Annotated in this window: 24 protein-coding genes; all 24 read right to left on the reverse strand. The window is 37.4% G+C overall.

Annotated elements, in window-relative coordinates:
* Positions 1-5: 5 nt before the first annotated feature.
* Complete coding sequence (locus N784_RS04950) at positions 6-281, reverse strand: hemolysin XhlA family protein (protein ID WP_052127132.1); 276 nt, start codon at positions 279-281, stop codon at positions 6-8.
* 49 nt (positions 282-330) lie between these two features.
* Positions 331-849, reverse strand: a complete 519-nt coding sequence (locus tag N784_RS04955) for a DUF4376 domain-containing protein (protein ID WP_456299395.1) — start codon at positions 847-849, stop codon at positions 331-333.
* 19 nt (positions 850-868) lie between these two features.
* Positions 869-5,743, reverse strand: a complete 4,875-nt coding sequence (locus N784_RS15925; protein WP_052127133.1) for a phage tail spike protein — start codon at positions 5,741-5,743, stop codon at positions 869-871.
* Positions 5,744-5,754: 11 nt separating this feature from the next.
* Positions 5,755-7,266: a distal tail protein Dit gene (locus N784_RS04965; RefSeq protein ID WP_036832977.1), complete on the reverse strand. Its 1,512-nt coding sequence runs from the start codon at positions 7,264-7,266 to the stop codon at positions 5,755-5,757.
* 12 nt (positions 7,267-7,278) lie between these two features.
* Positions 7,279-10,131, reverse strand: coding sequence for a hypothetical protein (locus tag N784_RS04970; RefSeq protein ID WP_036832979.1), 2,853 nt, complete (start codon positions 10,129-10,131; stop codon positions 7,279-7,281).
* Between the two features lie 4 nt (positions 10,132-10,135).
* A complete protein-coding gene (locus N784_RS04975) occupies positions 10,136-10,462 on the reverse strand; it encodes a hypothetical protein (protein WP_232305972.1) in 327 nt (108 codons plus the stop codon).
* 41 nt (positions 10,463-10,503) lie between these two features.
* Positions 10,504-10,875, reverse strand: coding sequence for a tail assembly chaperone (locus tag N784_RS04980; RefSeq protein WP_036832982.1), 372 nt, complete (start codon positions 10,873-10,875; stop codon positions 10,504-10,506).
* A gap of 51 nt (positions 10,876-10,926) precedes the next feature.
* The gene (locus tag N784_RS04985; protein ID WP_036832983.1) at positions 10,927-11,484 is read right to left on the reverse strand and encodes a phage major tail protein, TP901-1 family; all 558 of its coding nucleotides are present in this window, start codon (positions 11,482-11,484) and stop codon (positions 10,927-10,929) included.
* Between the two features lie 12 nt (positions 11,485-11,496).
* On the reverse strand, positions 11,497-11,886 hold the full coding sequence (locus N784_RS04990; protein ID WP_036832984.1) for a hypothetical protein: 390 nt from the start codon (positions 11,884-11,886) through the stop codon (positions 11,497-11,499).
* 8 nt (positions 11,887-11,894) lie between these two features.
* The gene (locus N784_RS04995; protein ID WP_036832985.1) at positions 11,895-12,242 is read right to left on the reverse strand and encodes an HK97-gp10 family putative phage morphogenesis protein; all 348 of its coding nucleotides are present in this window, start codon (positions 12,240-12,242) and stop codon (positions 11,895-11,897) included.
* Positions 12,233-12,544, reverse strand: a complete 312-nt coding sequence (locus N784_RS05000) for a hypothetical protein (RefSeq protein ID WP_036832986.1) — start codon at positions 12,542-12,544, stop codon at positions 12,233-12,235. Before N784_RS05000 ends, N784_RS04995 begins: the two co-directional genes overlap by 10 nt.
* On the reverse strand, positions 12,544-12,879 hold the full coding sequence (locus tag N784_RS05005; RefSeq protein ID WP_036832988.1) for a phage head-tail connector protein: 336 nt from the start codon (positions 12,877-12,879) through the stop codon (positions 12,544-12,546). The genes N784_RS05000 and N784_RS05005 overlap by 1 nt, the downstream gene beginning before the upstream one ends.
* Positions 12,880-12,884: 5 nt before the next feature.
* On the reverse strand, positions 12,885-13,178 hold the full coding sequence (locus tag N784_RS15930) for a hypothetical protein (RefSeq protein WP_052127134.1): 294 nt from the start codon (positions 13,176-13,178) through the stop codon (positions 12,885-12,887).
* Between the two features lie 19 nt (positions 13,179-13,197).
* Positions 13,198-14,136, reverse strand: coding sequence for a phage major capsid protein (locus tag N784_RS05015; RefSeq protein ID WP_052127135.1), 939 nt, complete (start codon positions 14,134-14,136; stop codon positions 13,198-13,200).
* Between the two features lie 19 nt (positions 14,137-14,155).
* On the reverse strand, positions 14,156-14,749 hold the full coding sequence (locus N784_RS05020) for a DUF4355 domain-containing protein (RefSeq protein WP_036832990.1): 594 nt from the start codon (positions 14,747-14,749) through the stop codon (positions 14,156-14,158).
* A gap of 197 nt (positions 14,750-14,946) precedes the next feature.
* Complete coding sequence (locus N784_RS05025; RefSeq protein WP_036832991.1) at positions 14,947-15,207, reverse strand: DUF2829 domain-containing protein; 261 nt, start codon at positions 15,205-15,207, stop codon at positions 14,947-14,949.
* A gap of 11 nt (positions 15,208-15,218) precedes the next feature.
* Entirely contained in the window at positions 15,219-15,509 is a 291-nt protein-coding gene (locus tag N784_RS05030) for a hypothetical protein (protein WP_036832993.1), read from the reverse strand.
* A 53-nt stretch (positions 15,510-15,562) separates the two neighbouring features.
* The gene (locus tag N784_RS05035) at positions 15,563-15,742 is read right to left on the reverse strand and encodes a hypothetical protein (protein ID WP_036832995.1); all 180 of its coding nucleotides are present in this window, start codon (positions 15,740-15,742) and stop codon (positions 15,563-15,565) included.
* A gap of 304 nt (positions 15,743-16,046) precedes the next feature.
* A complete protein-coding gene (locus tag N784_RS05040; protein ID WP_036832997.1) occupies positions 16,047-16,364 on the reverse strand; it encodes a hypothetical protein in 318 nt (105 codons plus the stop codon).
* Positions 16,365-16,377: 13 nt separating this feature from the next.
* Entirely contained in the window at positions 16,378-17,793 is a 1,416-nt protein-coding gene (locus N784_RS05045) for a minor capsid protein (protein WP_052127136.1), read from the reverse strand.
* Between the two features lie 9 nt (positions 17,794-17,802).
* The gene (locus tag N784_RS05050; protein WP_084600138.1) at positions 17,803-19,221 is read right to left on the reverse strand and encodes a phage portal protein; all 1,419 of its coding nucleotides are present in this window, start codon (positions 19,219-19,221) and stop codon (positions 17,803-17,805) included.
* A 13-nt stretch (positions 19,222-19,234) separates the two neighbouring features.
* Positions 19,235-20,539 (reverse strand): PBSX family phage terminase large subunit, encoded by a 1,305-nt coding sequence (locus N784_RS05055; protein WP_036832999.1) that lies wholly within the window; start codon positions 20,537-20,539, stop codon positions 19,235-19,237.
* A complete protein-coding gene (terS, locus tag N784_RS05060) occupies positions 20,536-21,243 on the reverse strand; it encodes a phage terminase small subunit (RefSeq protein ID WP_036833000.1) in 708 nt (235 codons plus the stop codon). Before terS ends, N784_RS05055 begins: the two co-directional genes overlap by 4 nt.
* An 89-nt stretch (positions 21,244-21,332) precedes the next feature.
* Positions 21,333-21,551 (reverse strand): helix-turn-helix domain-containing protein, encoded by a 219-nt coding sequence (locus N784_RS05065; RefSeq protein WP_036833002.1) that lies wholly within the window; start codon positions 21,549-21,551, stop codon positions 21,333-21,335.
* Between the last annotated feature and the right edge of the window lie 123 nt (positions 21,552-21,674).

A 21,674-nucleotide genomic window follows, 5' to 3' on the forward strand; every position in this document is an offset into this window, starting at 1 on the left:
CCCAATTATAATTTGGCAAAAAACAAAGCAATCACACCGCCAATAACCCCTGTTATCGTGGCAGTAATAATTGCTTTTGTAATCATGCGTCTAATCCACTTTGTATCATCTTGTATGGATGTTAGTGTAGTTTGTAATGATGTGATTTTTTCATCTTGTTTAATGTCGTTGCTTTTCAATATCCCCACATCTTTTTCAAGATTAGATACTCTTTTTTCAATGTGATCCACGTCGTTTCTGGTTGTAGCTTTCCAAATGTCTATGTTATCTTGTCCATTCATAACCAATCCTCCTGGTTTTTAACATAAAAAATAACGCCTATTCAGCGTTTTAATAGGTATCCCATGTAACTGCTTGTACTTCTTCTACCGTCTCTAAGTTATCTACATATCTCTTCATCTCCCTATACTTTGTTAACTGATTATCTTTGTGTTTCTTTGCTTCTTCGTATACTTGTATAAATTCTTCTCTTGTGTGCTTTATGGTTCCGTTATTTTCGGTATCAACATAAACATGATCTATCGTACTATCCATCATTAATTCTTGGTACTGCATAAGCATATTCATTTGATCATAGCTGTTATATCTGTAATGATTGCCGTTTAGTGAAACAAAACCGTGCAATATACTTGATTCACATTCATATTTTAATTCTTCCTTTTTCATATCTTTTTGTTCCTCTAAATGCTTCTCATCATCACGAACAAGACCGCCATTCACCAAACGGTATATATACGGATTTATTAGCACCTCATGATCTTCATGTACATCAACCTTAATAGACTGTTCCCCAAGAGAAGATGAGGAAATGCCATGAAGCCTGCTTTCCTGGTCTAAAACGGTGTACATAATCACGACATTCACCTCCTTAAAATTCATATACCGCTCTTAATTGAATACTATTAGAGTTATTTCCACCGTTGTCGTTCATCGCATTACCTGTTAACTTATTATAGCTAGCGTTTATGATTTTACCTGTAACATTAACATTAGAACCAGAGAAAGATGAAGTAAATATATCATGAATACTATCCATCCCTCGCTGAATTGCCATTTTTGGTATAATTGTATGCTGAACTGCTACATTCCTTCCTGTTCTAGCCCATTCTAGTATCCACCCGTTTTCGCAATCATGTATATTTTTATCTGGTTTTATATTTGCTACATCTGTCAAATAAACAGAACCAGACCATAATATTTGTTTTTTGCTTCTTATAGGATAGTCACCTTTAAGAGTATCCCAAATAGAATCTTCATGCGAGTACGCAGAAGGATATCTACCCTCTACTAGTTGAACCCCATCACATTGTACCCAACGATCTGTATCCGCCCACACAACAACCATTAGTGTATCATCAGTAGCAAAATTACTAGGAGTTTTAAACGTCATAGAATGTCTAACGACAGAGTAATCATTTGGTACTTTGCTAAACTTTCCTACCTTTATTCTCGTCATTTTAGCTCCGAAAGCATTAGCATGCCAAACTGTAAAAGAAGGTATTCCACCAGACATAACCTTCCATTGACGTTTAAAAAAACCTGAAAGGGTATAAGTTGTACTAGGTGATATTCCAGTAACGAGCTGCTGAACAAAATTGCCACTCTTAACGACAATAGACTGTGCTCCTAACATAGGATGAGCATCCGCCACGTCTGGTGCGAGCACTGCCGCTACTCTAGGATCTCCTCCACCTATTCTCCAACCCACTAAAGGTTGCCTAGAATTTGGAGCCATATCTAACCAGTTATATGTTGCTGAAACACCTCCACCAGTTTTAACCATTTCGAACGAATGGTCTTTTATCTTATTTTGTTTAGGCGATATTATATATTTTGTAGATGTAAATTCATCTTGTAAAAAGAAATCGCCATCTACAGCTGTAACATTACCGAATACACCATTGGATCCTTGGATATCGCCAGCGTATTTTGCATTTCCTTGTGTATCAAAATACAATACGTTTTGCCATGGGGAAGCTTTACTGGATCTACGTTGTATAACGTATCCAAGCGTACTGTTCATTACAGTGCGTACCAAACCATCGCCTCTTGCTGTTACAAATCCATCAGCATTCGTAATACTTACACCGTTATATTTTGCCCCCTGCATTACTCCGTTGGATTCCATATATTCTTCTGCGTCATTAATTGCGTCTAAATATGCAGCTTCTGAAACTGCATTAGCATGGCCTTTAGCATTGCTTTCAGCTTCATCAGCTTGCGTATTGGCATACTCTTTTGCTAAGCGTAATTTTTCTTCAGCATCTGCAATTGCTCGCTTTTCTTCTTCTGTTACCCTGCCATCCGCATAAGCCTTCGCTTGCGTTTTTGCAAGTTCTGCCTTCGCTTTCGCTACTGCATCGGCGTGGTCTTTAGCGTTATTTTCCGCTTGATTTGACACGTCGTTAGCGTGCTGTTTCGCTTGCTTAAGCTTAGCCTGTACATCATCGATACGTGCTTTTTCTTCCGCCGTTACTATTCCGTCTGCGTATGCTTCGGCTTTAATGCGCTCAGCTTCCGCCTTTAGATTGGCGATATATTCGGCGTATGCTCGTTCATCCTCGGGTGCTGGCGTCCAGTCGGTGGCGATGTTGCCTTTTTCGATTTTAATTGAATGAAAATGAATTTCATCGCCCATATTAAAATCGGAAATCCAAAAGTGCATATTATAGTTCGGTGCGTTTTCGTCAGTTATCTCATATACACATTCAAATTTAAACCAGTTTGTTGTTATTTTACTAATATTTCTAGATATCATTTTAGAACTATTCCCTAAAACTCTCACATTAAATTCTCTGTTCCCTTTGATATAACCAGAAAACATATATCTTTCTCCAAATGATGTTGCCTTAGGAGCTTTAGATTTAATAGGTAAAAAGAAAGCACCTTCATTCGTTTCACTATCATTATCTCTAGCAGCTTTAAATGTAGCTATATATCCCGATGGTACTGTTGCATCTTCTGTAATGGTTTTTGTTGTGGAGATTTTATAAGGAGACAACGGATAATTAACACTGTCTAAGATGTAGTTTCTCACACCCGGTCGGACATTATCATACAAAGGACTCCAATTATAATCAGATGGATTGCTGCTCTCATTAGCTGTTGTCTTGTTATAAGCAAGCCCTAAGTATCGCTTACCCTCCGAATCATCCGACATGCCGTTGCCGTCTTTATCATCTGCGTACTTTACCCATGTATAAGTAGTTTGACCGTCTTTACCTGGTGCTCCAGGTACACCTTTGTCACCTTTTACAAGCGACCATTTATAATCACTGTATCTACTGCTCTCGCTGGGAGACGTATTATTGTACGCTAATCCGATATACTCTTTACCGGTTGGGCTGTCAGACATACCAGACGTTGGAGTGTCGGCATATTTTACCCACGTATATAGCGTTTGACCGTCCTTGCCTCGCGGACCTTGTACACCTTGCGGACCTTTATCGCCCTTATCCCCTTTAGCCCGTTGCCATTTGTAATCGTTAGGGTTGTTGCTATCAGCTTGCTTAAAATCGGTATACGTACCAATGTACTCTTTACCTGTCGGGTCTTGGCTAAATCCTCCGCCTGTGCTTGTATCCGCATAAGCTATATGCAAGTACGGGGTACGACCATCCGCACCAGGTTTACCCGGGATGCCGTCCTCGCCATCAGCACCTTTGATCAGTGACCATTTATAGTCGCTAGGATTGCTACTATCTTGAGACTTATCATCTACATATACACCCATGTATAGTTTACCGGCAGGAGATTGACTGAAACCGCCACCACTTGCGGTGTCCGCATAAGCAATATGAGTATATGACGGCTTACCATCGACACCTTTAGGCCCTTGTATACCTTGATTACCTCGTGGACCTTGCAATCCCTGTAAGCCTTGGGGGCCTTGTTCGCCTTTTGTCTTTTGCCAAGTATAATCACCGGGATTGCTTGATTCTTGCTCGGTCAATTTATTTGTAGCAATACCGATATAACTCTTACCAATTGGAAAATTAGACATACCATTACCCTTTTCATCATCGGCATATCTTATCCATGTATATCGAGGCATTCCATCTTGGCCATCTTCTCCGCGAATGCCTTGTGGACCTTCTTTGCCTTGTTCACCTTTTGGGCCAAGCACCTTTGACCATTTATAGTCACTAGGATTATCACTCTCATTTGATGTTGACTTATTCTCAGCAATACCGATATAAGGCTTGTTTTCAGGATAGTTAGACATCCCCCCACCCTTCTCGTCATCGGCATACTTAATCCATGTGTATAAACTTTGACCATCTTTTCCAGGTGAACCTGGTATACCCTGAGGGCCACGTTCTCCATCAAATATATTTGTAACGGTGATTCTGCCAATTGAAGCTACTTGCTCTAAAACAATTTCACAAGCAAATACTGCTTTTTCATCTATTTCCTCAGCTGTTGCTGTGATTGTTTTTCCGCTTTTGTTCCAATTAGAAACTGGTAGGCCATGCTTATCATATTTGCGCCAAACATAGCCGTACAGCTCACCTTCTTCATCAACTTCCTCTCCATTAAGAAATACCTGGGCAGTTAAATCTGTAGTACCTAGTCCATTTTTGAAAGTCTCCCCAGCGCTAGAAGCAATTGTAGTGATAAGCATTCTTGCAAGCCTTTTTCGTATTTCGTCGCGTAATGATTCCCATACAGATTGAACTTCTTCCTCGCTAAATTCAATATAATCACCGAGTTTTATTTTTTTGCACTTTCTTCTCTTAATGCTTCCAGACATCTCAAAAACACGTGCCTCCAAAAATAAAGGAGGGTGAAATTTAGTATCTTTAATTCTTAATGTGTCTCCGAAACGAGTTTTCTGATTTTGCATATTTGGTACATTTTCCAAATCAGCAATGGTCGTTTCATATTCTACAACTTCATTCACTCTTTTTTCTAATTCATTTTCTGTTAGCACACGCAAACGATCCAATGACATGTTTTGATCATCCGACTGAGGCTCATAAGTACCAATTATGTGTTGTAACTCACCCGTCACTGGATCAGGTCTGCCCCATCTTTGCAATGCTTCTTTGTCCTCAACAAAGATTTCTAATCGTGTTCCATCGTCTTTTTCAGGACCTAGTCCAACAAGTGCAGTATAGACATTATCCGTTAATTCACGTCTGCTTATATGCAACAAATCCTTGCCGAACTCAACCTCTCTACCTCGCCACTGTCCTATTTGTTGCACTAGATCCACATATCGGCCAGTAATTTTATGGCCGTTTGTTTCAATGCGAAAATCCAACTCTAAATCAAATTCAGTTGCAATACGTTTTAATAACGAATAAGGGTTTGTATGTTTCTTGATATGAAACGTTCTAACTCCCGTACCTTCAACAATACCTACTTGCCATTCTGTACCATCTAGCGCTATTCCAGCCGCTGAATCTGGTGTTTGTTTTTTTAAAGTCTGAGGCTTTATTACTGCTGATTTCTTTAACACTTGATAGCTTCCGACGCAAAAAACGTTCATCTCTAAACTATCTTCATGAATTTTTCCACTTTCATGTATTAGCAACTCACGGAAACGTCCATCTTCGTCTTGTATGATAACTTTGTTCCTTTTACCAAGGTACTCGGAATATGATTTATCGGCAAACGTTGTAAAGTTAAAAGTCTCCAGTGTATCTTTCAATGATCTTTTATAAACATCCTCAATTATCTCTTCATTAGGTATAATACCGACTATTTGATCTGTTTGCCCATCTATTGCATGTATCATAGCCTCCCTCCTCATCTATATCGTTCTCTATATTTACATCTCCCCATAAAGCTATTAGCTGGGTGTAATATTAGCTGATTTTCACCTTTACTCAAATTAAAAAAGGATCCTCCAAAATCTTTGAGGTCCTTGCGGTCTTCACCGTTTATTAAGAGCTGTTTGTTAAAATGGTTAAACGTCACAGTGTCTCCTGGATAAACAATGTAAGGAGTTTGGTCAATTGTTTCCTGCGCTAATTCATACACATTAATATAGTTTATCCTAGTACGGAATGTACGATTTCTGTCCTTCCAGTTACCAATATATATTTGAATGTATTTAAGTGGATTCTGAAACTCACCTGTCTGGTCTGTATATGTTCTTGTTAGTGGGACGTAATGCTTGCCGTTTCTTATTTCCGCAATATAAAAAGTGAATTTTTTACCTACACGTTTAACTCGCAAATACATAAGAGCTACTCTTTTCAAGTTGTCGTATTGATAATTACCGGAACCTATTAGATATCGTGTATACTTATCTTCATATTCACCAACACGAGCAAGTCCATTTCTGCGAGTGATGTTTCTGTTATTATCATTAATCCCCATTTTTCCTATCATGTTCAACGCTTCATCAAACATGTAAAATTCCATTCGGTAGTTGTCTTCTTCTTTATTCGATATGATGTCAAAAGTAGACTCTATCTCAAAGTCTTGAGTAGGCGTAATCTCTTTTATCAGCGCAGGACCGTGCATTTTATCACCTGTCCCGAAATTTTCAACTAATATCCCTGTGCCATCATGTGCAAAGGATCCTGTAACCTTACCAATCCAACCATCTATACGAGTAGGATTTTTCATCCATGCATCTAGTGTGCTACCGTTCTCTTGTAATATAGTTTTTCTACTATCAACAATCTCTACATCATCTGTGGCTGGGGTGCCAATTAACATATATTCTTCATTCTGATTCTGCACCATAGCAAAAGTAGACGGTTTTAATACATCCAATTCAATGATTGGTGACGATTCAGTTGTCCCCTCATAGTGCATCGTAAGTACATCGGATTCAAAATCAAATGTGTTTTCCTGCCCATATTTAAATGGGTCAGAGCAAGAAAAGACCAACATACAAATTAATTCATTCGATTGCTCTTCTGGAATGTTATTCTGTTCTAAAGTTGCGTAATAAAATACACTCTCATCGGTGAATGATAGCTGTTGCTTAGATCCTTGTAGCAAAGTATTTAAACAATCTATACGCTCCCTAAACCCCTCATTTGTGCTATCAGACAGTTTGTATTTAACCTCGATGCTTCGCATTTCTAAAGTTAAGTCATTCGACTCTAATGCACCATCCATATGAGGAACATCGATGTAGTTAATCCTTTGCTTTATATTCCCTCTCCCTGTCACGCTCAAAGTTGTGAAGCTTCCGTTTTCATCCGTTAATGTTTCGTCTAAGTTTATATTATTAAAAAAGGTTTGTATGGATAGAGAGGCACCCGATGTACCTCGTTCATTAATATCTACAAAACCGTACATATAAAGCACCTTCTATCTTCTAAAACTATTTTCTATATTGAAATTTCTGTTTTGTTCTACAGTAATATCTTCTACAAATTCAGTAAATTTCGTTCGACCTATTCTCACATTTATATAGGCTGGTTGCTTTGTATTTAAGTTCACATCAGTATTCACAGCCGTTTGTACTTGAGCCACACTTCTATGCCTAATACTTCTTAAGCTAGAAGTAATTTGTGATCTTCTTATCTGCATATCGGGTCTGATGCTGTTGTTGGCTACTTCTGCTAGTTTTGCTGTTTTTCTTTGAATAGGCTTTTTCGCTCGTTTAATAGATTGGCCTATAGGTCCGGCAAAGTCCATACGATGAATATCCCGTAATGGTCCAGTTTTTGCCGGGGAAAACGGGAAAAAGTCTCGCACAGCACCGACAATATCTTCTGTTATACCTACTACTTTGTCCTTCATTGCTATAAGACCGTCACCTAAACTACTAATAATCTTCTTACCACTTTCGTACAAAGAAAAGTTGTCAAAGAAACTTTTAATTCCGTCCCAAGTGTCTTCGATACCTTCTTTGATATTGTCTCCTACGTCCATAACTGCATCAAACATATCCTTAAATTTGTTTTTTACTTTATTAACGATTTTACCTAGGATACTGCTAAAAAAGCTCTTTATACTGTTCCAGATACTTTTTATTAAAGTAGATATTGCTCTTGTGATGTTGCTTATTGCAGACTTCATGCCTTGGAAATCACCTTTAACAAGTGCCTTAATAAACTTTAATACACTGCTAAAGAACGATTTAATAAACGTCCAAATAGATTTAATGATGTTCCAAGCCATCGTTGTATATTGCTTGATAACATATGCAATCGCCGGAAACTTATCTTGTATATAGCTCCAGATTTTTGATACCTTTTTAACGATCCAAGATGATATTTTATTCCACGTCTTAATCGTCCATTTTTTCACTTTATCCCAGTTCGCGATTACAAGAGCGACAAGACCTATGATAGTTGCAATGACCCAACCAACAGGACCTAAAGCAATAAACCAAGAAGCAGCCATTCGGGCGGCATGAAATAATGATTTAACCGCCATAAGTGCCCATCTGGCGATAAACTTAATTGACGTGGCAATCATTTTTGCTAAAGCGATGGCCATCTTTTTCCCTGTAGCTATTGTCCAGGCTAACGCTATGCGACCAGCATTGAATATTGCCTTCGCGCCCATCAAAGTCCATCTGGCTATAAATATAATTGAGTTTGCAATCATTTTTGCTATAGCTACAACCATCTTTTTCCCCGTAGCTATTGTCCAGGCTAATGCCATACGACCAGCGTTAAAAAGTGCTTTTACCCCCATCATTGTCCACCTGGCGATAAACTTTGCTGAACCCGCTATGAAATTAGCTACTGTCTTAAAGGTCTGCACCACAAAATTTTTCAGTGAAGCAATCATCATCTTTACACCAGTGACAACTTTAGCCCGCATCATACCAGTGGCTTTCCATATTCCAGTGGCCATACCACCAAATGCTGCCTTGGTTAGCAGTATAAACGGTATTAAAGCCATAAGTACTCCACTTAACGACAATACAACTGCAACCACTTGGCCAATTGCCGGGTGATTATCCATTAAGGCTGTTGTAAACTCTAAAAAAGCATTCACTATATCTAATATTTTTGAACCTAATGGTGCCATGCCTTTTCCTAATTCAATAAGAAACGCGGTGATGTTGCCAATTAGTGCGATTACTTTTGGGCCATTCTCTTTTACATAATCGATAAAGTCATGAAATGCTTTAGAATCTTTTAATCCTGCAGTCCAGTCTGAGAATTTTTTAGTGAGACTTACTAATCCTCCTTGCATATCAGTAGATAAAGGACCAAATGCAACCATTAAGTTCATAATACCTTGCATGACATTACCGAAAGTTTTACCTAAAGCGATCATCGCTGGACCAACATTTGCATTTAAAAATGAAATAAATTCTTTAAACTCTTTCGTTTTCATTGATTTACTTAAACTCTTAGAAAGTGTATCAACCGCTTTAACTGCACCCTGAAAAGCCGGCTCTAACTGCTTTAGTAGCTTTTTTAATCCATTTAAACTGCGAACAAAAATATCCATTACTGGCTTTTCGAATTGCTTTGCGAATTTACTCCAGAACTTACTGAATGATTGAAGTGACTTTAACCCTTTTTGCTGCTCTTTGGACAACCCTGCCGTAGCTTGTTTAATCTGTTTTGTTATCTCTGCACGTTCCTCTAAGTCACTTGTATTCGCTAATTGTTCTCGTAATTTTTTAATATCTCCATTAGCTGTAAAGACATCATTTAGAGCGCTAGTAGCGACTGATCCAAAAGCAACAGCTCCTGTTCCAGCTGCCGCAAATGAGGTCGTTAATCCACCGAGCGCAGCAGTTAAACTAGCAATAATCGGAGATAGTGCCGGCAAGACTGAAATTAATCCACCTTTAAAAGCGTTGCCTGCAACAGTACCAACTGATTGAATAGTGTTCGCAATCCTGTCCATAGATCTGTGGAATTTATCTACCCTAGCCTCTATCGGAATAACAACTTTGTCATTTAAAGATGTTTTCATCTTCTGAAGCAAGCCCATTTTACGCTTAGCTTCTGATGTATCTGCATCTATTTCCATTTCAGCTTTTGTCTTATCTTTTGCAAAAGCATTCAATGTTGCACGTGCCTTCTTAAGATTTCGCTGTAAAGGTCTAGTATCAGCATCCACTTCAGTATCTTCTACACTTTCCGATTCTCGTTTGAACTTCTCCGTCACTCTTTTTGCTGCTTGGATTGCTTTTCGGTATTTGCTTACATTTGCTTTTAATTCAGCTTCAATCGAATAATTGGCCATTGCATCACCCCTTTCTACTGTTGTGTTGAAGTGCAATTTGAGCAGGGGATAGGTGATTTATTGGGAAATCTTCTTTCTCCGCGCCAACCAGCTCATCATCTACTTCTTTTAAAATCTTTTCGTAGTCGAAGAAATCCTTAAAGCTTTTAAAGACATATTCTTCTTTCGGTTTCTTCTCTGTGCCCGTGTTTTTAGTCGCACTCGCATTCCTTGTAAGAAAAGCTATTTTATGCATTTTATACTCTTCATCAATTTCTTTGTATTCTTGCGCATATCGTTTGTAATGGAACTCCGATAATGTCATCAATTCCACATCTCTTAATCGTTCCATTCCAAGCTTACGCATTGCATAGATAACAATTTCGTTATACGTTAAGCCTCTTTCGGCTCCTGAGTTTTCGTTTTCATATCTTTTGGAACTAGATTTCGGGTCATAGGTCGCTTTCCCAATTCTTCAATCACTTGTTCTCCAAATTCTTCAAATCCTTGATTCTCCGCAATATCATCAAGAACCTGTTCTAAGTCCTCATACGTTTTAGGTGACTTATTATCATGCGCTGTAGCCGCCTTAATAATCTTAGATAAACCGACAATGTTTCCTGTCTGTAGTTTAGGTATAAGTAATTCTAAACCTTCCCCTAAACTAGCTCCTTCTATTTCAAACCCTAGCTCTTTATCAATCTCCGTTAACGTTCTAAGTCCGAATGAAAGCTCAATCTCTTTGCCATTAAAGTTAATATACATAATTCAATTCCACCTTTTTAGAAATTATAAAAGAGAGGACTTCTCCTCTCTTTAAGCCAATGGTTCTGTTTGATTAACTGCCCCTAGCCCATCATCTGCAGGATCTTCCGCTAATACATCATGAAAAACGTACGATAATGTGTCTATGTCTCCTTCAGGCAGCGTAACAAATCCTTTTTGTCTAATCCCTTCTGTAATAAATGTACCCTCTACTTCCGGGTCATCTTCAGTAGGATTCGTTGCTTCCCATTCAGAAATATACCCTTGTCTATATTCTGCTGCGAATTGAGTTACAGTCTCTGCACCACTGTCATCTACTTTCTTATCCGCTAAATCCACTTCCCACATTTCAACCGGAAAATCCTCTACAATTGAATCTTCCAGCATCGTAAATGTTGGGTCTTTGACCGACTGTAGAGCTGTAATGCTCACTTCATCCTCCAGCGCTGATGACCCTGATACTGCACCATCTTTCGTTTGTGTTTTTTCCCTGTCTCTAGTATAAGATTTACTATGCTCTGTTTGAAACACTAATTTTGCTGCTTCCGATGCCTCACCAAGCTTACGAAAATATAATACCTTGTGTACACCGTTTGCGATTTTCCCCATTTTGTTCCCTCCCTATGTTAGTTTGTATTCAACTTGAATAATGCCGTGTAGCAAATTATCATTGGTTGTGTTGTCATAGATTTCATTAGATTGCAGTTCCTCTAGCTTTATATAATAATTTTTTAAACGAGTTAGTTTCCTTAAGGATGTTTCTAATTGATCCATCATTCCTGAAAACAGCGCTCGATCATTTGCATAGCCCCAAACGTGTATCGTCTGCGATATTCGTCCTGTAATAATCCCTTTATTATTAATCACATCAGTGCTGTTAGATTCTCCAACATGTACAAATGGATAAGTAAGTCCTGGGCTACTAACAGGAGCATAATCAATTGTTTGGTATCCGAGGTCTGTTGATATTTGAAATACTACATTAAACAGTTGTATTTTGGGTGATAGCATTTATCCACCTACTTCACTAATCGATCTAGATCTTCTAAAAACCTCTTTCTTTGTAGCAAGAAAGAATCTCTCATAAACCATGTTGCATCCATGAAACGTGTCCCATAATTCAAGTAGGCTGCATAATCTGATCCAGCTATCGTCCGATACTGCATACTACCTACTTTTATTGTTTTCGTATGCCTTGCCGTGTGTCCTGTCCAATAGCCCTTATCGAACCTCTGTCTTTCGTTTTCTAGTGTTTCATCCGTCATCTCGATGGTGTTAAATTTAACAACTTTATCAACATCATCCTCAATGCCTTCATCCATACGCTCTAATTGAGCAAGCAGTTCATTTAATCCATCTAACTCCATTCACTTACTCCTTCTAAATAAAAAACGCTCTCTGACTTATAAGGAATATGCCGGAGAACGTTATATTTTTGACCTTCAATGACTGCTTTATCTGCATAATCCTTATACGGTCGTTGTAAGCGCACTGTAGCGACTTTTTTATTAAGTGAACCAAATACCGCCGCCGTCTTTTCTAACGTCACAGGCGAAGCATTACAAGGCAATAACACCCCTTCATCGACTATTACTTCATTCTTACCAGTCTCCGGGTTGTATCCTCTTCCTAGTGTCTTATGAAGCTTCACTCTATCGGTATAACGCATTAGAAAAAGACCACCCTTCCCTTCTTTTCTTCCTGTTTTGGAATGTAAGCACTTAGAATCGACAAATAAGGAGCAAAGTCATCCTCTTTATAAGTGACTGAATGCCCCTCTACTGATTCTGATTTCATTCCCTCACTTCCACGTCTTTGGAAACGAGAAATAGATAGCTCCTCAATAATGAAATTCAGTTCTTCTGGTATGGTAGTTAAATCGGTATATTGCTTCAGCCACAATTTTAAATGCGCTGTGGTATTTGCAATAATGATTTCCAACGCTTTATCTTGTAGTTCATCATTGATTCCCAAAACAATTTTCATATTATCAAGTATGGTCATAAGAGTTACCTCAATTCCTGTTCAGCCTGGAATGCTTTTTCTTTTCCTTTGACCTTATCACCATTTGATAGTGTATAAGTGCCACCACCCACGTGTTTAGGATATTCTTCTTTCTCTTGTTCTGAAGCATCTATTACAACATTAAAAGGTTCGATCACTGGTTCTTTCAAATCATTATTACTTGACGATAATTCTTCTACACGTTCTTTAGTCACTTGGCCGCGATAAGGATAGTTATCTCCTTTTTTATATGCATGACGTGTGTGTACATCTTTAAAGCTTGTTAAAACTCTATACATACAATTATCCTCCCTTTAATTAAGCTTCAGGTTGGGACGCAGGCTGCAGCTTAGCAAACGCATTATCATTCACAATCATCACTGCAACATCCATTGTTGCGCGCATCGCTACCATTTCTCGCTCAAACAAGTTGATTGGATTGCCATCTTGATCTGTAATAGTTGAGATAGTACCTTCTTCCGCTAGTTTGTAAGAGATATCAAAAGGAATACCGTAATACAATTGGTCAAAGTCACCAGTGTATAAAGTGCCTTTTTTCATGCTCGTAGACTTAAGATTTACAACTGGTAGACCATCAATTTTTTTAGCAGAACGATCGTAAATAGGTTGCTGCAAGTTCCCTTCACCAACTGTAGCTTGACGTAAAGCAGTAGCATTTTGGTTTTTGGATATAAACGCATTGGCTTCAAAGTCACTCTCAAGCAGATGATCCTCCATGGAAAGTATGTTACTACCTGTAATCTCCCCTTCTACAATATGCCCTGCATTTGTTACGGATTGCTCAATAGATTGAGAGAATGGGTTATTTATATTAAGAATACCTGCTTCATCAAACTTTTTATAAAATGCTTCACTAATTTTAGGGCGCATTTTTTCAAAGAAGTCGGACATGCTGTATTGCAAATATTCTCGTGAAACAGGTAGGATAACCCCAAGCTTTTTCGCTGTCATAGTGATTTTTAACCATTTAGCTTTAGAAGTTTGAATTCTTTCCCCTTCATTAACCCAATAAGCTCCCGGTCCTTCTGCAAAGTAATCAAAGGTTTTCTCTTGCTTGTCCATTTCTTCATAAACACCAAGCTGCATAATCTTAGAATTCTGCATTACATCTTGCATAATAAGGGTGCCTTGTTCTTTTGGAATAACCCCATCTTTTGAATCGCTCATCATAACATTGTCAGGGTTAAACGTTTGCTGTCCAAAGAACTGCAAATTTAATTTCATTTTTTTACTCATAAAATACTTCCTCCTCTTTCTATATGATTCTTGCTTGTTTGGCCATATCAGCTCGTGAGTTATGTCCTGATTTTTTGTGTCCTTTAAACGACTGACTTCTTTCAGGTGGATCTTGTCTTAGCTTTTCTTTTACTGCATTATTCACAGCTTCATCAAAAACTTTTTTTATGTTGGAGATGGAATCTTTAATTTTTTCATTGTCACCTAAATGAATGAGCGATTCTGCAAATTCTGTAGGCAATCCATCTTCTTTCAAATCAGTTACAATTTCTGAATGCAGCTGTTTTTGATTAAGTTCACGTTCCCGTTGTTCTAACTGCTTCATGCGTTTTTCATAATCAGCTTGTTGTTTTTCTTGTGCTGTCATCTTTGCATATTCCGCAGCATCTTGTTTCGCTTTATTAATCTCATCCTGTTTTTGCTTTTCAAACTTTTCTTGTTGTTTTTTCAAAGCACTTTCTACAGCTTTGCTGATTTTACTATCAACTTCAGATTGAGTAAAAGTTTCCTTCCCTGGGTCACCTTTTGGATCAACTAATGGTTCAATTGGGTCTGGGTCACCTTCCGCAAAATGCTGCAGATTCAATTTCAATGGTTTTATTGTTTTAAGCATTTCTTTTCCTCCTACCCCACACACGCACTATTCACTATCCATTTCAATGCATTAAAAAAAAGCCCCAGACACGCCATGTAAGCCCATCTACGACCTTTTTAATGTATTTACTCTATTAAGTTATGAATGCCCGTGTACGATTGATTTTTGCATAATAAAAAGCCCTGTTTATAACGTCTGTTGGCTAAAGACGGGTGTTATTCAACTACTTCCCAATCCTCCGACAACATGTCAGTCTGTGAAGCTATCCATCCTATTTGAATTTGATTTGATGTAGTTTTGATGGCTAACACATCGACTATTGTAGGTTCACCTAGATATTCACCGTACCCATACCCTAAAGTTCCTTGTAAATCAGTTCCTTTAATCAAAAATATAAACTGATTCTTTCCATTCCAGCCTGTACGACTAACTCTTTTTCCTGCTTTTAAACATTCTAACGCTTCACCAAAATTCATTTAATCACTCCTTAATCAAAGTTGTACGGAAATAAAATCTTGTCTTCTAATTTTTTTCCGTTTTCTTTATCTTGTGTTTTCAACTTTTCGAAAACATCATATGTTTCTTCTAAAAAACCATATTCCCCAGTTACTGGATTTCCATTGCCATCATCAATTAACCTGCTAATAACAAGCTTTGTTCTATCTTCACAAGAACTGTATAAGTTAATGTATCTTATGAGCGAAATTTCTTTGCCGTTTACAAATACCTTCCCATCTGAGGGTAAATCTGTATCGAATTCAATTCTTACTCTCGGCATTTAATCACTCCTATCTCGTTTTTATTTCCACTTCCTCTTAATTTCTCATATCGTCATTCAACCTTATCTTTATCAAGTATTCCGTTAATCCTTTGCACTTGCTCTTCCATTCTTTTTGTTGCTTTCAATTTTCGTCTATCAACGTAAATAGAATAAGAGAAAACAAAAAGCGCAAATAATAATACGTTTAATTGCAATATCTCTCCTAGAGTATTAGGAATAAAAATAACCATTAATGCACTCCTTTCATCAGTGCGTTTTCTATGCCCGATAGATAAAAAACATCCAGTTATTTATAAGCCTTTTTAGTCTTTAACGCACAACACTTCATTCCATAAAAAATAAGCCCCGTACAGTCAATTACAGCCCGTGCAGTGCTTATTTCCTCATAATTATTCCTGTTATTGTTTAAGCCCAAATAGTATACTTCTAAGCCTGTTTAACATCTATTACTCAAAGACAACTTTATTTTCAAACAATTTTTTTAAAAAAAACACACAGTTTCATTTCCTGCGCGCTTTACAAGTTAGACTCTTTTCAAATGGAATTTTCATCGACCTTATTATCAACCAAATACTTATCTCCAATTTTTTCTTTTAATAGAGTTATAGTACTTTCTACATTTCTGAGAAATTTCATCCTATCATTTTCATCTTTAAACCCTTTAAATTCAAAATTAACGGCATTGTCTTCAAATAACTCGTCATATTTTTTTTGGATTTCTAAAAGCATTTTATCTATCTCACCATCGGCCTCAAGTTCCTCAACTAAATCATTATCAACTAATTCACCTTGTTCATTAAATATCCACATAGGATAACATCCATAATCTAAAAAAATTTCAATAGTCTTCATGTTATCCACCTTTCTACTCTAGTGATCTTGGATTTGCTCCCACAATAAATCCATTATTTCCAACAGTAACTGCAACTCTGTGAGTTTGTCCGTTGAAGACTACTTCATATATCGGCCTTCCGTTTCCTCGTCCTTGTTTACCAACCAGCTTACCTTTACTTAACGCTTCCATTATCAAGTCAGGAATTTCACTTGATTTAACCCCTTTTGTAGCGAATTCATTTGCATGTCTCATTACGTGCTCAAAGCCTGCTTTAGAATTCCCTTTTTCCAACCAAACTAGTTTACCACTTGAGGTCTTTGTAATAGCTATCAATTCATCAGAATTATATTTAACTCCCGTACTCTCTAATTCAGTTAATAATTCTTCTGATATCCAGTTAGAATGTGACTGTTTCAATTTTACTTTTCTTATTTCTTCTATTTTCTCATGGTTAGAATTAACTTTCAACTTCTCTTTTTCACTATCCAAAGAAGAAGAAGTGTCTTTCTTTTTCTCAAATATCTCCTTACGCCAATCACCTAAAACCATACGTGTGCTCGAACGACAAAATGGATGCATTGGTGGAGCATTTACACCGATTACCTTGTCACTCACTTTAAACTTTTCTCCGTCCAAAGATCTACACGTTTTCGAAGTTTTCTCATCTAGCTTTGCAACAAACTGATACTCAGCTTCAAATCCTTCTTCTTCAGCGAGCGTTTCATATGATAACATTTGCGATTCAATTTGAACCCTGGCAGCTTCCGTTATTAAAAGTCTCTTGGCTTCAAACGTTGTAACGTCAAACTGTTCTCTTATGTCTTTAACAAACTGGTTAGGGTGCACGCCACGTATGATAGAGCTATTAATAATTTTCTCTAATTGCGATCTAAGAGCACTCATATCTCCCCATATTCGACTAGACCATGTCGCACCGTGAAATGACGCGCCTACAATGGCTGTTATTGCCCCTCTGGTAACATTCAAGCTTTTTCCTAATATACCTGCTTGTCTTGCTACTTCATCTACTCCTACTCGTTCTAGATACTCATGGAACATCTTCATTTGTTCATCTGCCATAGCAGTTAAATGAGCATTCAAATGGAGCATGAGCAGTTCCTGACGGTTTATCTTCATCTTTGTGTTATACGTGTATAGTTCTTTGTTGGCTTTGTCGCTGAAGTTCTTTTCTTTCACATATCTAGCTGCAGTTGCTTCAAAGTCTTTCACATCAAACTCCGATATGCGCTTTTTAGCTTCTTTAGGTGTGAGTTTGCATTTATTAGCATACCGGGAATAGAAAGCATGTATTTCCTTATCTGCTTCCCTTAACGCTGCACCAATAATCTCTTCTAACTGCTTAACGATGTCTTCATCTTTCATTTGTTCCCGGCTGATATTATCTTTTTCACGTTGCACCCAGTAGCTTTCATCTTCTTCTGGCATCTAATCACCTCAATTCTGCATGTAATTAGATGCTGCGTCCCGATGTTTATTTCGCTCTTCTTCAATTCTTTTTTTCTCTTCTTCTGGATTCTCAACTATCATTGGGATAATTTTTAGTTTCGTTTCCTCTGACAATTCACCGCCAAGCGAGTTAAACATATCTACTGCATCTTTAGTGCTCTTAGGAAGATTAGGAGTGAATTTATAAGTTACGCCAGCAAATTCTCCTGCTTTAGCTTCATTGGCCAAGCTCATAACATTGTTGATTAACTTATAACGCCTGTTAAGTGAACGTTTAAATAACCGCTCTTTGTTAATACGAATTTGCTCTAAGCCAAACAGTTTATATTTCATTGCTTCTCCAGTCTGTTGGCCACTGAATTTTTCATCATTCAAGTCCGGTGTATTCGTGAACTTATGGATGTCTGTTTGCAATCGACCTTTATATGATTCCGCACCAGCTACATCATATTTTTTATAAATGTAATCCGCATCAGCTTTACTACTATCAGATCTTGTTTCTAAAAATAGAATATTTGATTTTTTCATTTCTTTCGCTTCTTCTGGTCCAAAGTCCATATCACCAACTATTTTTAACAATGCGTCATTAAAATCTGACATGTAGTTAGCTGTATCCGATTGAGCTGAGTCGTATAAATCAATCTGATCAAGAACACCCTCAAAGTCACCTTGTCGGAATCTATTATTTGCATGCTCATTAACAGGAATATCCCCAAATGGGTGATTCTCTTCTTTCTCAAAGGTTAATTTGTAATCTCCGTAATTTGATGTATAATACGTGAATATCTTTTGATCAGTGTAAAGTAAAACTTTTATTTTCTTATCTGCTCCATATCCGATCTCAAAATACCTCACAGCAGCTACAATATTCTTTTCAATCGTATTATCATAAATTAAAAACGTTTCTAAAGGTGACGATAGATACACTTTTGTTTCATCAAATTGATTTCTATGGAGTAATTCATATGCTCGGCCATATATAGATAAGTCTAATATGAGGTCTGAATTAAGTGCATCACTCTCGATTATTTTATTAACGTCATTTATCTTCTCTTGTGTCTCCGGATTTTTATGATTAACTGTAATCGGTACACCAGCCAGGAACCCTTGCATAAAGTTCGATACATATTTAGCATAGTTATGCCTTGCTCTATGGTCTGCTTTATCTTCTTCTTTTCGCCTTTTTAACGAGGAAATCGCTGTGTTGTTACCTCGATAATAGTCATCTAACTCACTCAATCTAGGACGTTGATGCTCAATGTGATGGGCAATCATAGCAGATAAATCCTTAGTGCTATTTAATAATTCTTCTGTAGATTCATAGGTGTATTGAATATTTGCTTCTTTACTAAAACGCCTCTTAGGACTATTGTCTGTATCCAATCCCTTTTCAAACTTGTTAGCCACCTTTTTCACTCCCTTACAAACCTAATTCCTTAATTGCCTTTACTTTTTCTTTTTTGTCTTTCAAGTCAACGACCTCATAATCATCTAAGCCATACCAAACCGCTGAGAAGGTATGTGGATCAATGTTAAATTCATCGTATATGGTGTTTCCTTGTTTATCTTTTTTGTAAGTTAGGTTCTTTAATTCTCTGATGGTGTTAGGACATTTATCAGAGCAAACAATTCGGTGAAATCTCTTTACCTTTTTCGTATTTTGCAACCTGGATCCTTTAGGCTTATATGCCCCTGTAATATTGAGACCTCGTTTCCTTAGGTAATAAATCGTTTTGGGTTCAGCTGAATCCCCTTTTACCTTTTCTTTTGTTGCAGCAAACTCTTGTAAATCATCGGCGATTTCAGGATCATCTTTCTTTTTGCTGTAATATTCCCAATAGATATAGAGAACCTTATTTTTATCATCAATAGCCATTCTTAAAAGAGCGTTGTATGATTCTTCAAAACCAAAGTCCATACCTGCTCTATACATTGGCCTGTAAATAGCTTTGATTTCTGCCATAACTTCATCATGTGGTTTGCTCTCAAACTGCGGTAATACTTTAGTTCCAGACACGCCGAAACGACCTTTCCTTGCTACTCGGTAAAAGTCTAAATCGTAAACTTTAGTTTTTTCAAGTTCTTGTATATAACTCTCTGGAAGAAAAAGATTATCGTCTGCAGTTGAGTGATGATAATACGTATCTCCTACTACAACTGTTCGTTTTTCGTATAATTTCTCATCATCCAAGAATACCACTTCGTCTTCTTGTGCTTTATTCTTGATAAAGAAGTGAGAATATGTCCAATTACCCTCATCAACTGGATTAGTAGATAGTATCATGTGAAGTTTTAATACGGGGTGCCTTAGACGCCCAATTAACTCTTTAAATCCTTCATACTTAATTTCTGAACACTCTTCTAACCAAATCAATGACACGTTATGAATGGATTTTAACTTTTGTGGCTTATCCATCCCTTTAAAAATGATTTTAGAGCCATTAGGGAAACGTATTTGCATTGGAGAAGTTACTGCTTTAATACTGTTTTCCAACTCCAAATCAATGATTAATTCCTCAAATAACGCAAAACACGATTCCCTTATTGTCTCGTATACTTCCCTTACTACTAATGCGGTTCTCTTTTCTTCTAAGAGTTTCAATATAATCTTTAGGGCTACATGATAGCTTTTACTGGATCCGTAACCACCAACTAGAAACTGAAATTTTTGTTCCCAGTCAAAGAGAAAATCTTCAAAGTGTGGGTTTACTTCTTTTTCAATCATGATGAATCACCTTTTCGCTTAATCATGATTTCAATTGGCCCTGACTCTTCATTTGTAGATATCTTTTCAATTTCGGCTTTCGTCTTATCAATAACAGCTCTCATCTTTTCAACTTCCAACAGCCTATCATCGTCATAGTTAGCCAACTCATAAAACTGTTTCAACATGCTTCTTAGTTCGCCCATAGCACGACTTTGGGAATTTAAAAAGTTCGCCTGTTTATCCCAAGCGAACTGTATTTCCCATTCTTTTTCGGTGACCATTTCACCATCTTTTTCTTTTTTTAGCACTTCTGTAAGATCATCTTTATCTTCAACAAACATAATCTGTTGCGCTCGCATAATGGATGCAAACTGCATTTTTATGTTCATCCAGAGTATGTCTAATGGAGCAATACTATCTATTTCGTTTACTATCTCCAGCGTTTCTTCTGGTAGGTACTTGGCGAATAAGCCGTGTTTAACAGCATTGCTATTTCCTTTAGGAGCAGCTCCTCCAGAGTTTCCTACGGCATTCTTATTCCCCGGCTGCCCACCTCTTTTTGTGTGCACACTTTTTTCTTTGGGTGCACCCTTGTTACGCTCCCAACCATGTCGTCGCTTCCAGGACTTTACGGTATTAATTGAAACGCCGTATTTATCAGCTATATCTTTGTATTTCATGCCTTGAATATAGTCTTTTTCTGCCTTCTTATGCTTGTCCATTTACATTAACACCCACCTCCAGTTGTATTCGACTTTGTTTTGTCACAAAGAAAAAGACACCTCCAGTTCGAGATGTCTTATAAATATTTTTATTTTCTTTTGTGATAGTTCAATACATCTTCCTTCAAGAATAGCCTTTCTCTCGGCGTTTGCTTAATCGGCACTAGTGTACCGTGATCAACCAATTGCTTTATATTCTGCCTGCTGCAACCAATTAGTTCTACAGCTTCTGTAGTTGTCACCACTTCTGTTTCCATGAATTTGCGTAGCTCGTCCGCATTATTAAAGCAATACTTATTCTTTGTCATGCTTCTTAAACCTCCACCTGATTATTATATCTATTACCGTTATTATTAACCAAATTACTGCTATTACGGAGGTGATAATATCCAATGTATGCAGATTGTTATAATCTATGGAGGTGAAGTGGT

The organism is Pontibacillus litoralis JSM 072002, from assembly GCF_000775615.1.
GTDB classification, from domain to species: domain Bacteria; phylum Bacillota; class Bacilli; order Bacillales; family BH030062; genus Pontibacillus; species Pontibacillus litoralis.

What these genes read in the sequence shown, in the direction of transcription:
- N784_RS04950 (WP_052127132.1), bottom strand. Translation starts at nt 281, where the DNA reads ATGAATGGACAAGATAACATAGACATTTGGAAAGCTACAACCAGAAAC.
- N784_RS04955 (WP_456299395.1), bottom strand. Translation starts at nt 849, where the DNA reads ATGTACACCGTTTTAGACCAGGAAAGCAGGCTTCATGGCATTTCCTCA.
- N784_RS15925 (WP_052127133.1), bottom strand. Translation starts at nt 5,743, where the DNA reads ATGATACATGCAATAGATGGGCAAACAGATCAAATAGTCGGTATTATA.
- N784_RS04965 (WP_036832977.1), bottom strand. Translation starts at nt 7,266, where the DNA reads ATGTACGGTTTTGTAGATATTAATGAACGAGGTACATCGGGTGCCTCT.
- N784_RS04970 (WP_036832979.1), bottom strand. Translation starts at nt 10,131, where the DNA reads ATGGCCAATTATTCGATTGAAGCTGAATTAAAAGCAAATGTAAGCAAA.
- N784_RS04975 (WP_232305972.1), bottom strand. Translation starts at nt 10,462, where the DNA reads ATGGAACGATTAAGAGATGTGGAATTGATGACATTATCGGAGTTCCAT.
- N784_RS04980 (WP_036832982.1), bottom strand. Translation starts at nt 10,875, where the DNA reads ATGTATATTAACTTTAATGGCAAAGAGATTGAGCTTTCATTCGGACTT.
- N784_RS04985 (WP_036832983.1), bottom strand. Translation starts at nt 11,484, where the DNA reads ATGGGGAAAATCGCAAACGGTGTACACAAGGTATTATATTTTCGTAAG.
- N784_RS04990 (WP_036832984.1), bottom strand. Translation starts at nt 11,886, where the DNA reads ATGCTATCACCCAAAATACAACTGTTTAATGTAGTATTTCAAATATCA.
- N784_RS04995 (WP_036832985.1), bottom strand. Translation starts at nt 12,242, where the DNA reads ATGGAGTTAGATGGATTAAATGAACTGCTTGCTCAATTAGAGCGTATG.
- N784_RS05000 (WP_036832986.1), bottom strand. Translation starts at nt 12,544, where the DNA reads ATGCGTTATACCGATAGAGTGAAGCTTCATAAGACACTAGGAAGAGGA.
- N784_RS05005 (WP_036832988.1), bottom strand. Translation starts at nt 12,879, where the DNA reads ATGACCATACTTGATAATATGAAAATTGTTTTGGGAATCAATGATGAA.
- N784_RS15930 (WP_052127134.1), bottom strand. Translation starts at nt 13,178, where the DNA reads ATGTATAGAGTTTTAACAAGCTTTAAAGATGTACACACACGTCATGCA.
- N784_RS05015 (WP_052127135.1), bottom strand. Translation starts at nt 14,136, where the DNA reads ATGAGTAAAAAAATGAAATTAAATTTGCAGTTCTTTGGACAGCAAACG.
- N784_RS05020 (WP_036832990.1), bottom strand. Translation starts at nt 14,749, where the DNA reads ATGCTTAAAACAATAAAACCATTGAAATTGAATCTGCAGCATTTTGCG.
- N784_RS05025 (WP_036832991.1), bottom strand. Translation starts at nt 15,207, where the DNA reads ATGAATTTTGGTGAAGCGTTAGAATGTTTAAAAGCAGGAAAAAGAGTT.
- N784_RS05030 (WP_036832993.1), bottom strand. Translation starts at nt 15,509, where the DNA reads ATGCCGAGAGTAAGAATTGAATTCGATACAGATTTACCCTCAGATGGG.
- N784_RS05035 (WP_036832995.1), bottom strand. Translation starts at nt 15,742, where the DNA reads ATGGTTATTTTTATTCCTAATACTCTAGGAGAGATATTGCAATTAAAC.
- N784_RS05040 (WP_036832997.1), bottom strand. Translation starts at nt 16,364, where the DNA reads ATGAAGACTATTGAAATTTTTTTAGATTATGGATGTTATCCTATGTGG.
- N784_RS05045 (WP_052127136.1), bottom strand. Translation starts at nt 17,793, where the DNA reads ATGCCAGAAGAAGATGAAAGCTACTGGGTGCAACGTGAAAAAGATAAT.
- N784_RS05055 (WP_036832999.1), bottom strand. Translation starts at nt 20,539, where the DNA reads ATGATTGAAAAAGAAGTAAACCCACACTTTGAAGATTTTCTCTTTGAC.
- terS (WP_036833000.1), bottom strand. Translation starts at nt 21,243, where the DNA reads ATGGACAAGCATAAGAAGGCAGAAAAAGACTATATTCAAGGCATGAAA.
- N784_RS05065 (WP_036833002.1), bottom strand. Translation starts at nt 21,551, where the DNA reads ATGACAAAGAATAAGTATTGCTTTAATAATGCGGACGAGCTACGCAAA.